Source organism: Chamaesiphon sp. OTE_20_metabat_361, from assembly GCF_031364565.1.
Map to the genome: position 1 here is coordinate 1 of NZ_JANLWO010000197.1, position 12,020 is coordinate 12,020.

At 45.1% G+C, this 12,020-nt stretch carries 11 protein-coding genes; 8 read left to right on the top strand and 3 right to left on the bottom strand.

Annotation, left to right across the window (positions count from 1 at the left end):
* Positions 1–608: 608 nt before the first annotated feature.
* Positions 609–2,348: an ABC transporter ATP-binding protein gene (locus RMO35_RS05515; protein ID WP_309739161.1), complete on the bottom strand. Its 1,740-nt coding sequence runs from the start codon at positions 2,346–2,348 to the stop codon at positions 609–611.
* 301 nt (positions 2,349–2,649) lie between these two features.
* Here RMO35_RS05515 and rplI point away from each other — a divergent pair, with 301 nt between their 5' ends.
* The 6 genes from rplI to RMO35_RS05545 all read left to right on the top strand — a co-directional run bounded on the left by rplI (position 2,650) and on the right by RMO35_RS05545 (position 8,258).
* A complete protein-coding gene (rplI, locus tag RMO35_RS05520; protein ID WP_309739163.1) occupies positions 2,650–3,108 on the top strand; it encodes a 50S ribosomal protein L9 in 459 nt (152 codons plus the stop codon).
* A gap of 199 nt (positions 3,109–3,307) precedes the next feature.
* On the top strand, positions 3,308–5,503 hold the full coding sequence (gene dnaB, locus RMO35_RS05525; RefSeq protein ID WP_309739165.1) for a replicative DNA helicase: 2,196 nt from the start codon (positions 3,308–3,310) through the stop codon (positions 5,501–5,503).
* Positions 5,504–5,541: 38 nt separating this feature from the next.
* Positions 5,542–5,913 carry a DUF2809 domain-containing protein gene (locus RMO35_RS05530; protein WP_309739167.1) on the top strand — a complete coding sequence of 124 codons (372 nt, stop codon included), beginning with the start codon at positions 5,542–5,544 and terminating at the stop codon, positions 5,911–5,913.
* Positions 5,914–6,013: 100 nt separating this feature from the next.
* A complete protein-coding gene (gene folP, locus RMO35_RS05535) occupies positions 6,014–6,895 on the top strand; it encodes a dihydropteroate synthase (RefSeq protein WP_396135071.1) in 882 nt (293 codons plus the stop codon).
* Between the two features lie 46 nt (positions 6,896–6,941).
* Positions 6,942–7,211, top strand: a complete 270-nt coding sequence (locus tag RMO35_RS05540) for a hypothetical protein (RefSeq protein ID WP_309739171.1) — start codon at positions 6,942–6,944, stop codon at positions 7,209–7,211.
* Between the two features lie 132 nt (positions 7,212–7,343).
* Positions 7,344–8,258 (top strand): bifunctional riboflavin kinase/FAD synthetase, encoded by a 915-nt coding sequence (locus tag RMO35_RS05545; RefSeq protein ID WP_309739173.1) that lies wholly within the window; start codon positions 7,344–7,346, stop codon positions 8,256–8,258.
* Between the two features lie 14 nt (positions 8,259–8,272).
* On the opposite strand, the gene RMO35_RS05550 is transcribed toward RMO35_RS05545, so the two are convergent.
* Positions 8,273–9,277 carry an ABC transporter ATP-binding protein gene (locus tag RMO35_RS05550; protein ID WP_309739175.1) on the bottom strand — a complete coding sequence of 335 codons (1,005 nt, stop codon included), beginning with the start codon at positions 9,275–9,277 and terminating at the stop codon, positions 8,273–8,275.
* A 135-nt stretch (positions 9,278–9,412) separates the two neighbouring features.
* Entirely contained in the window at positions 9,413–9,892 is a 480-nt protein-coding gene (locus RMO35_RS05555; RefSeq protein ID WP_309739177.1) for a hypothetical protein, read from the bottom strand.
* A 285-nt stretch (positions 9,893–10,177) separates the two neighbouring features.
* Between RMO35_RS05555 and nadC the strand changes: the two genes are divergently transcribed.
* Positions 10,178–11,038, top strand: a complete 861-nt coding sequence (nadC, locus tag RMO35_RS05560) for a carboxylating nicotinate-nucleotide diphosphorylase (RefSeq protein ID WP_309739178.1) — start codon at positions 10,178–10,180, stop codon at positions 11,036–11,038.
* Positions 11,039–11,075: 37 nt separating this feature from the next.
* Positions 11,076–11,891: an SDR family oxidoreductase gene (locus RMO35_RS05565; RefSeq protein ID WP_309739179.1), complete on the top strand. Its 816-nt coding sequence runs from the start codon at positions 11,076–11,078 to the stop codon at positions 11,889–11,891.
* Positions 11,892–12,020 lie beyond the last annotated feature (129 nt).

The following is a 12,020-nucleotide window of genomic DNA, read 5'->3' on the forward strand; positions in this document are numbered from 1 at the left end:
CTTTGACTAATAAGATGAGATTGGGGTCATCATCGATTAATAGTAGTCGCTTGCGGTCTTTTCCACCAACTGCTTTCATAATCTTCTGACTAAAGTTAACCGTTTGTAACGATCGATAATTTGTATTTAACCATCAAATTGAGTCGAGATGATAACTAATATTCAACTTATTAAAACAAAATAGCTTCAACAAGAAAGATATCATTGTTACCAGTGACTCAACAACGATCGCGAGTACGTTCACACACAATCGGTTGGCGATTACCAACTAGGATCTACCCGCAACTATCGGCGGCGGCGGGATAGTCTAACGATCTAAACCAGCTCATGAAACTTTTGTGGAGTCAATTCTCACTCGATCGAGTGAATGGAACCGGAGTGGCTTAGAACACAGGTGTCTATAGATAATACTCCAAGAATGCGATCGAGTGGTAATCATCTATTTTAGCTACTCTTAAGCTAGTAATATGGTGAGATTGGAGATTATTTGACACGGCGCTGACAAGTACGGAGTGATTAATGTCGATGGAGATCGGCTCGATCGTGGGTTGAGATCGAGAGTCGTAATCGATTCTTGGTGAGTGCCAGTCTTACCTGGCAATGCTGTACTAATGGAGCAACTCTTCCAATTGGTTCTGACTGCACAGCCACTGATACAAACCTGCACGGGCGATTAATTCCTGGTGAGTGCCAGTTTGCACGATTTCACCCTTATCCATTACTAGAATGCGATCGGCTGTCGCGGCGGCGGATAATTGATGGGTGATAAACAGCACCGTCCGTTTCTGCCCAGATTGGGACAAGTTTTGGAGAATGGCTGTGGCTGTCTGATTGTCTACACTTGAGAGGGCGTCATCGAGGATCAGAATCGGTGCGTTTAGCAGCAAGGCACGGGATAGGGCTGTACGTTGGCGTTGTCCGCCGGAAAGGGTGATGCCGCGTTCGCCGACAATCGTGTCGTACTGTTGGGGGAAGTTGAGGATTTCGGTGTTAATCTGTCCCCATTTAGCCGCTGTCTCGACAGCATCATGGTTTGCCAACGGATCGCCGTAACGAATATTATTCTCGATCGAGGTACTAAACAAGAAGCTTTCTTGCGGTACATAGGCGATCGCCGAGCGCAAGTCCGCTAAACTCAATTGATGAACGTCATAACCATCAATAAATAGACTCTGCTCGGGGATTTCTAATAACCGAGGTAAGGCATTTGCCAATGTCGATTTACCCGCGCCGATCGGCCCGACGATCGCGATCGTTTCGCCTGCTTCGATTGTAAAATTAAGTTGCTTGAGTGCTGGCGTCTGGGCACCAGGATAAGTATAGCTAAAATTCCGAGCGACAATCTGACCTTTGATGGGCGTATCTAAATGAATTGATGTCGGTAAATCGGCGATCTGCGGACGATTGAACAGGATCGCTTCGACTCGATCGATACTAACTTCCCCACGCTGGTAAGCTGTAATTGTGAATCCTAGCAAGGCAGTAGGAAAAATTAGATTTTGAGCGAAAATAATTAAGGATAAGAAGTCACCGACGGTGATCTGGTTATCGACGATCGCTAAGCCCCCTTGCCACAATAATACTAGCAAACTAATTGAGGCTAACCCTTGAATGATTGGAAAAATTGTATTTCTGAGTTGAGCTAATTTGAGGTTAGCTGTAAATAACTCATTATTTTTCTGGCGAAATGCTTTGCGCTCGGTTTCCTCTTGAGCGTAGATTTTAATCAAGGCAATCCCACTCATATCCTCTTGAATCAACTCACTCAAATCCGAGATCGATTCTTGCACCGTTACCTGTTGCGTGCGAAGTTGTCCGCTAAACAGTTGAACGACGATCAACATCAATGGATAGACAGCCAATGCCATCAGCGTGAGCTTGACATTAATCGACAACATCGCGGGTAAAGTCAGCGCGTAAGCAAATACGATATTTGCCGTACTCAATACCGCAAATCCCACCAGCCGCATGATGTTTTCCACATCACTCGTAAATCGATTGACGAGATCTCCCACCGTCATCGTCACAAAATACCCCGGCTCCAAACTCAGAATATGCTCGAAGATATCTTGCTTCATTTTGGCTTGTACTTGTCGCCCCACACCAAAAATCGCAATCCGTGATGCCATTCTGACTATCCACATAATTGATGTCAATAGCACCAGAAAGATCGCCAGTCGAGTGAGATATTCGCTAGTAAATGAAGTTTTTAGTCGATCGATCCCTTCCCTAATTAACAGGGGAATATAGACACTCAACGCATTGACGACAAACAGCGCACCAATACCCTGGGCGACTTGCCATCTGTAAGGATCGAGATAATTGAGGAGCTTTTGAAATCGCGACATTGATTAGGAGATGGGGGATGGGGGACGGGGAGCGAAAAGTGCGATCTTGGGGTTTCCCCAAGTAGAGTACCTTTTCAAGACAGACGGGGGGACTGGGAGACTGGGAGACTGGGTGACTAGGTGGCTGGGTGACTGGGTGATTATTCCGACTCTATCCACTATCCACTATCCACTATTCACTATCTACTATCCACTCGAACCTAAAGCCTAAAGCCTAAAATCTAAGACGAAGTGTGATAAGATCGTAGGTTTGTGGCACCATCTCAAATATAGCTCAGAAAGCTTAATACATAAAATCAATATGGCAAAGCGCGTACAGTTAGTTTTAACCCAAGACGTCCGTAAACTGGGCAAAAATGGCGACTTAGTAGAAGTAGCACCCGGTTATGCTCGTAACTATCTCCTTCCTCAGAAGATTGCTACCAATGTAACTCCAGGCATCCTCAAGCAAGCTGAAAAGCGGCGCGAAATCGAGCGGCTGCGGTTATTGGCACTCAAAGAAGTAGCTCTGACTCAAAAAGCCGCGATCGAAAAAACTGGTAAATTCTCCATTGCTAAGCAAGTTGGTGAAAACGATGCCATTTTTGGTACGGTGACAACGGCAGAAGTTGCTGACATCATCAAATCCATCACTACGCAAGAAGTTGATAAACGTGATATCACCATGCCTGATGTAGCTAAAATCGGTACCTATAGAGCCGAACTCAAGCTTCATCCCGAAGTTATCGTTACCGTTGAGATCGAAGTCGTCTCTAAGTAATTTTAGCGTTATCTTATCGATCGACTCAGGCTGCACCCGCAGCCTATTTTTGTATCTAGACTAATTTTTTAGTATAATAGTACTGCAATTTGTTGGTAGCATCATTCCCTACCCTCTATTCCCTGTCTTGAAAAGGTGCTCTACTTGGGGAAACCCCAAGACCGCACTTTTCGCTAATCCCTATTCCCTAATCCCTTCTATGGATACACCCAACTTTCGATCGACAAATCTGATTCCACCGCAGAATATTGAAGTTGAGGAGGCGATCTTAGGTGGTATCTTACTCGATCCAGAAGCGATCGGACGCGTCGCTGAAAAACTCGTTCCAGAAGCTTTTTATATCCCCACCCACATCGATATTTATCAAGCAGCTTTGGCGCTCAATAGTCAGGGTAAGCCGACAGATTTGCTCACGCTTACCGATTGGTTGATCGACCAAAACCAGCTTGAAAAAATTGGCGGACAGGCTAAACTAATTCAATTATTAGAGCGAACGGTTAGTGCGGTGAATATTGATTCGCTCGCCGTATTGGTGATGGATAAATATATCCGGCGCGAATTGATTAAAGCCGGGACAGAAGTCACGCAGTTGGGCTTTGCAACCGAGCGACCATTAGAAACCGTCCTCGATGAATCAGAACAACAAATCCTCAATTTGACGCAGGCTAGACCCAAGCAAGGGCTAACACCGATCAAAGAAATCGTCGCGACAACCTATCAAGATATCCAAGATCGTCATGACAAACTTATCCCGCCAGGATTGACAAGTGATTTTAGCGATCTCGATGGCATGACTGGTGGATTTCAGCGATCGGATCTGATTATTATTGCGGGTCGTCCGTCAATGGGAAAATGTCTCGCTTATGATTCCGAAATTGTATTAGCAGACGGTTCGATTAAAACTATTCAAGAGCTATATCATCAGCAACAAGCAGAAATATTAACTCTAAATGATAACTGGAAATTTAGTCTTACTAAGCCATCAGCGTATGTAGATGATGGCATCAAACCAGTATTTAAAGTTACGACTCGATTGGGTAGATCGATCGAAACCACTCTGACTCATCCATTCTTAACATTAGACGGCTGGCAAAAGCTTGCCGAAATTGAGGTAGGGGATCGGATTGGGATTCCTATTTCTTTACCAGTGTTCGGATCTGAAATATCAGCAGATTGCCAATTACTCGACTGGAGCAAACAAGTAGAGATGTGGGGTAGCTGTTCTGTTCAGACAATTATACCTGCTTATATATTCAAGCTAATCAGACCTCAAGTCGCGCTGTTTTTACGCGGCTTGTTTGCTACTGATACTTATTTAAGCGTATTAAATAACATACCTCATATTATTTATAGAGGAGAGAGCGTAAAAATAATTAGACAGATTCAGCACTTGTTACTAAGATTTAGAATTATTAGCTCGATAGAATTTAATGTCACGAATAATATAAATCCAGAATGGAAGTTGAGCATTATAGAAAGTCGCTCGATTGCAAGTTTTATTAATGAAATTGGAATATTAGGTGAAGAGGACGAGCTTGAAAAATTATCATTATTAATTTCAGAGGATGATAAAAATAGAGAAGATCTAAGACAGGTATACTGGGATGAAATTGTTTCGATTGAATATACTGGCGAAAAACAAGTTTACGATCTAACAATTCCTGATACTCATAATTTCGTTGCCAACGATATCTGCGTTCATAATACGGCTATCAGTTTGAACATTGCCTACAATATGGCAAGACTGCATAAGCTTCCAGTATTAGTGTTTAGTTTAGAAATGTCTAAAGATCAATTGGTACAAAGATTGATTGCTAGTGAAGCTGGTGTCGATAGTAATCGCCTACGTGCGGGGCGAATTAGTCCGAATGAATGGGACTCGGTATATAAGGCAGTAGATCGGATATCTGAGCTACCAATTTTTATCGATGACAATGCCAGCATGATGCTGATGGAGATGCGGAGTCAAGCGCGGAAATTGCAAGCCGAGCATGGAGGCACCTTGGGATTAATCATGATCGATTATTTGCAACTGATGGAAGGTAGCAGCGAAAATCGCGTTCAAGAAATTTCAAAAATCACTCGTGGTTTAAAAGGATTAGCCCGAGAATTGCAAGTACCATTGATTGCTTTGTCGCAATTAAGTCGGGGGGTGGAAGCTAGAAATAATAAGCGGCCAATGATGTCAGATTTGAGAGAAAGTGGATCGATCGAACAAGACGCAGATTTGATTATTATGCTCTATCGTGATGCTTATTATAATCCCGATACGCCCGATCGAGACATTACCGAACTAATTATCACCAAACATCGTAATGGTCCGACAGGTGTAGTCAAGCTAGTCTTCGATCCAGCTTTAACTAAGTTTAAAAATTTGGCTCGTCCAATGAATTAGAATTACACTCACAGTGACTTCATAATTGTAATTGTTAGATGTTGATTTTCAATAACAGGTATGCTTGCTATACAATTGGATTGTTTCTAATAGAGGTATTTATCGCTATTTTTATCGACGATCGTTTTATCCGACCTTTTATCGGCGATGTGTTGGTAGTTATTCTGATTTATTGCTTGGTGAGAACTTTCTGGAAGATTCGATATCATACCGCTGCGTTATTAGTTTTATTATTTGCTTGGACGATCGAGCTTTTACAATATTTTAATTTGGTCGCTGTTTTAGGATTGCAAAAATATAAGGTCATCGCGATCGCGATCGGTAGTACATTCGATTGGAAAGATATTATCGCTTATGTACTGGGAGCGACGATCGTAGTTATGCTCGAATCTAGACAGCATCAAAACTGAGGCAAGCAAGTTTAGAGATCGACTAAATACAATTTCTCCAATCAGCATACCGATCGATCTCGATTCTGCAAACTAGCAAACTAATCTGGCTGATAATATGATGAGCAAATTATTAACTATACGCGGTAAAAGTTTTGAGTGGGGGAGTCGCACCTATATGATGGGCGTGTTGAATGTGACTCCCGATAGTTTTAGCGATGGGGGGCGATTTGCAACGGTGGATGCGGCGATCGCGCAAGCAGTCCAGATGGTAATCTCAGGTGTGGATATTATCGATATCGGCGGGGAGTCTACCAAACCAGGGGCGACACCTGTCGATGAAATAACAGAATTGGCGCGGGTGATTCCGGTAATCGAGCGGATTCGCCAGCATCCCGATATTCAGCATATCCCCATTTCGATCGATACCACCAAAGCCACCGTCGCGCGAGCGGCAATCCAAGCTGGTGCGGATATTGTCAATGATATTTCTGGCGGACAATTTGACGAAAAAATGTTCGAGACAGTCGCGCAGCTTGGGGTACCTTATATCTTAATGCACATGCGCGGTACGCCTGCGACGATGACGCAGATGACCGATTATGATGATGTCATAAGTGAGATTTTAGCCTTCTTCGAGCGCCAAATCGATCGCGCGATCGCGGCGGGAATCGATCGTGACCGGGTAATGCTCGATCCGGGGATTGGTTTTGCCAAGCAGTATTATCAGAGTATCGAAATAATTCGCCAGCTTGACAGGTTCCAAATCCTAGATTTGCCCCTATTGGTCGGTGTATCGCGTAAAAGCTTCATCGGTAAGATTTTGAACCAACCCGACCCCGAACGGCGCTTGTGGGGCACCGCAGCCGCCTGTTGTGCGGCAATTGCCAGGGGTGCAGATATCCTCCGCGTTCATGATGTGGCGGAAATGTTCGATGTCAGTCGAGTTGCAGATGTGATGTTTAGAGATCGGGAGCTAGCTGAGATCGGTGCAAGCACTTGACAGAAAATAATGAGAAAATAGAAAAGGGTTTAAAATATCGATTACTATGACCAACTCACCGGAATCAAACCGACCAGATCGGGATCTCAGGCAGAGAGTCCGTGAAATGGATTGGCGAATCCAACGTCTAGAAGCGACTCAGATGCCAGCCAGAAGTATCGATGAAAATTTTCAGCAGGTGTACGAAGAGCTAGACGAACTTCAAGATAAATCCGATGCGACGCGAGCGGATATTTCTTCAATGAAGGGAGATATTGCTAGACTCGAAGGAAAAATAGACATTATTTTGCAACATATTACGGGTTTGGGAAACTAATTTCTCGATTACCGCTCGGTGGGGCTTTTGCTAAGGCAGACGCTACGCGAACTCCAATGATAGTTCGATGAAATTTTACTCTAAAAACAACAGCTAATCGATCGATCGATTGCCAAGTAGTAACAAATAAAAGTGCAGATTACCTCATCTCTCGACAATTTATTGACTCCCACAGCGATTGCGCTAGGTAACTTTGACGGGATTCATCGGGGTCACTTGGAGGTGATTAGACCTGTTTTAGCTAGCGACAATCCCGCTCTTTACAAAACGGTAGTAACATTTGCGCCGCATCCCCAGCAATATTTTACCGGACAACCGCGACAACTCCTGACGCCACATCACGAACGCGCCATCATTTTAGAACGGTTGGGCATCCAGCAACTGATTTTATTGCCATTCGATCGAGAGCTGGTAAAATTGTCGCCACAAGAATTTATCGATCGAATTTTGGCTTGTCAAATTCAGGCTAAATTTATTAGCGTGGGTGAGGACTTTCGATTTGGCAATCAACGTGCGGGTGCAGCCACAGATCTCGTCGAGCTAACGGCTCAGATTGGTATCCAGACTAAAATTGCGCCCTTAGAAACCGATGGCGATAGCCGAATTAGTAGCTCGCGGATTCGAGCGGCATTATTGGCTGCGGATTTAAAATTGACACAGGTTTTATTAGGTCGCTATTATTCGATCGTGGGTACGGTAGTTAGCGGACAATCGATCGGCAGATCGATCGGATTTCCGACAGCGAATCTTCAATACCCTGCCGAAAAATTTCTGCCGCGTCAGGGTGTCTACTGCGTTCGCGTCGATACCGATACGCAGACGCAATTGCCCGCCGTGATGAATATCGGCAAACGTCCGACGGTTAATGGTGTGAATACCACAGTGGAAGTGCATTTGCTCGATTGGGACGGCGATTTGTACGATCGAGAAATAATCGTTTATCTACATCACTTCTTGAGAACCGAACAAAAGTTCGCCGATTTGACTGCCCTCACCAATCAAATTCAAGCTGATTGTAAGGCTGCGAGCGAGTTTTTTTCATATTAGGTTAAGGTGTGAATTTAGGTACTCGATCGAATACCACGTATTTCCATTTGTTCCATAAAGAATTCTTCAAGCGATGCCCGTCCTTGTTTGAGCGATATTAATTCTGCTCCTAACAATCGCAAGGTAGACATAAACTCTTGAGGTTCGCCGTGAAGTTTGCCCTGCCAAATATCATCCTGATAAGCGATCTCGCTCATCCATCGATCGAGAATTTCTCGATTGCCGCCGCGCCCAGTCACATCATAATAGCGCCCGGAGTTCGGCTCTGCATCAACTGGATTTACCAATAAATCTGATAATGTACCGCAGCAAATTAATTCACCCCGCGCCAAGATGCCTACGCGACTACAAATCTGCTCGACTTCTGCTAAAACGTGACTATTAAAGAAGACAGTTTTACCCGCGTCGCCTAATGAGACGATGATGTCCCGCATCTGTTTGATCCCTAATGGATCGAGTCCAGACATCGGTTCGTCGAGGAAAATAAGTTCGGGATCGTTAATTAGTGCTTGCGCCATCCCTACCCGCTGCACCATCCCCTTAGAATACTGCCGAAGTTGCTTTTTCTTAGCAGCAGATTGTGCCAATCCAACTAATTCGAGTAGTGCTGGAATCCGTTTTTTTTGAACAGAGTAGGGAATTTCAAATAATCCTGCCGTGTACTCTAATAATTCCCAACCCGTTAGAAAATCATAAAAATAAGGATTTTCGGGCAGATAACCAATTTTTTGTTTGACCGATCGATCTCCCAATGGCTTGCCGAGTAATAGTCCTTTGCCGCTAGTCGATTTGACAATTCCTAATAATGTTTTGAGCAGTGTCGTTTTGCCAGCACCATTCAATCCTAATAGCCCAAAAGTTTCACCTTGTTCGACTTGCAGCGTACATTCTTTTAATGATTCAACCTGACGATTGAGCCAAAAGCCAGTCCGGTATACTTTGCGTAACTGATAAGTCTCGATCGCGAGTTCCACTTCATAAGTGGGAGTCGATTGACTCAACGTTTCAGTAGTAATCATAGCTTTAGAAAATCGGGGGTAGAGAATTTAGCAATCGGACGACCGCCAAATACCGCGATCGTCCGATTGCTTCTCTACTTTAGCCTGTCCCCTACCCTTTGAAAATACTTAGCAGCCAGATCGCTAAGCGTGCGGCTAGACGCCTAATCCTGCTTTGATTTTAACTAAAGCTGATGCCTCGGCTGTGCTGATTTTGGGATCTCCCGAACCAAACAAGCCACTGCCCGCTGCTTTCGCGACTGCTTCGGCGCAGGCGTAGACAAATTGTTTGAACTCAGCGATTTCCGCTGGGGTGGCTTTGGTGCCGATTGTAGCTACCGCTCGATCGACATATTCAAGCGCCCGATCTACCACCGCGCCAGACTTGACATCTTCGGGCTGAATGTCTGGCTTCTTGGGCTTAATTTGACCGCTCCCGAGTACCGCATCTGAAAAAGCAGCTTGGACGATCGAGTTGCCCGGATATTTTTTGGCAGCACCTGTTAATTGTTGTGATAGTACCACAGCCTCGATCGCGCTGGAGACAATCCCGAGATCTACGACAGCTACAGCCATACCGATCGTCATTGGTGCTTGGACGATCGTATTGAGTTCTTCCGAAGTATATGCAGACATCGCTTAGTTACTCGCACTAGATAGGACTACACTCATATTAGCAGTTTCAATATTATCGGTTCGATCGACACTCAAATCGGCTAGTGATAGAATCGATCGGGATGGCTCAACTGGTTAGCTAAAATTGCTTGCAGATTTCCTACAACTAAGTGGGTAAATGCAATTATTTATAAGATATATTATGTCTGAAACCTATCTGGTGGGCGGTGCCCACCCTACACGATATCTTATACTTAATTACGCCTAGCTACTTAATTACTCAATTTCTCACAGCTTAAACGATCGATGACCCCAATTTTGCCCCCATGGATCGTCCTCGATCCACATCTGACACAATGGCTCCAAGAAGATATCGGTCGCTCAGATCGCAGTACCCAGGGCTTACCGAATGTAGAGCGAATTGCAACAGCGACCTGGATTGCTAAGGAAACTGGGGTAGTTGCCGCTCTACCAGTTGCCAAACGCATATTTGAACTTTTGAATCCTCAAGCCAAATATGAGCCGCTAGTTGCCGAGGGAGCGGCTTGTGGATCGGGGGAATCGATCGCTACAATTACTGCAGATTTAGCCACATTACTCATGGGCGAACGGACAGCCTTAAATCTAGCAATGCGCTTGAGCGGGATTGCTACGGCGACTAATAAATATGTCGAATGTATCGCCGATCTACCAGCACAATTAGTCGATACCCGCAAAACTACCCCTGGTTTGCGCTTACTAGAAAAATATGCGACTACCGTCGGTGGGGGTGTCAATCACCGGATGGGATTAGATGATGCGGTGATGATTAAGGACAATCATATTGCCGCTGCTGGCGGGATTGCCGCCGCGATCTCCGGTATTCGTCAAGCGATGCCTTACCCACTGACGATCGAAGTTGAAACCGAATCATTAGTCCAAGTGCAAGAGGCGATCGACTGTGATGCTGATATTATCATGCTCGATAATATGCCCCCAGATTTGATGCGCCAAGCAGTTACAGTTATTCGCGCTGCAAACAATCGCATCAAAATTGAAGCATCGGGGAATATTACCCTAACTACAATTCGTCAAGTTGCCGCAACTGGGGTCGATTATATCTCCACCAGCGCACCGATTACCCGATCGCCTTGGCTAGATCTAAGTATGCGGATTAAAGCAATTTAATTACAATAGAACTAAATTAAATTCTGAGTGATTTTCCATGAGCAAGACCGTATTTATTACTGGAGCATCTACTGGGATTGGGCGAGCTACCGCGCAACTATTTCAACAGCAAGGCTGGAACGTGGCTGCGACCATGCGTACTCCCGAAAAATCGCCCGAACTTGCCAATCTCCCGAATGTACTGTGCTTGCCATTGGATGTTACTAAAGTAGAGACGATTCATGCGGCGATCGATAAGGCGATCGCTCATTTTGGGGCGATCGATGTCGTTGTTAATAATGCTGGTTATGCGCTGATCGGGGCTTTTGAGGCCTGTGAGATGGCCGATATTCGCGGTCAGTTTGAAACCAACGTTTTTGGACTGATGGAAGTCACGAGGGCGATTTTGCCGCACTTTCGGCAACGCCAGCAAGGTGTAGTCGTAAATGTCGCCTCGATCGGCGGACGGATGACTTTCCCGATTTATAGTCCTTATCACGCTACAAAATGGGCTGTCGATGGCTTTTCCGAATCACTCCAATACGAATTGCGCCAGTTTAATATCAAAGTCAAAATTATCGAACCCGGTGCGATTAAAACGGATTTTTATAGTCGATCGATTAATGTCGCCAGAAAAGCTGGGTTGACTGCCTATGATGAGTATATCGATCGGACGCTGCCGAAGATGGATCGAGCTGGTGCCAATGGTTCGCCACCAGAAATAACCGCCCAGGCAATCTACAAAGCTGCATCCGATGGTAGTTGGAAATTGCGCTATCCGGCTGGAGGTAACGCAACTTTCTTACTAGGTTTGCGGAAATTGCTCCCAGACGCTTGGTTTATCGGGCTGATGCGGAAAGGCATAGAGGGTTAGATTGATGGGCAAGCTCGCGGCTGGCAAGCCGATAAGGCATCTGCCAAATAGGTACTGTCGCACCAAGTTTGTAAGTGTAATAGTGCGGGGTAGAGGCGATCGTCAGCCATGGCTTCCGCCGCCTGAATT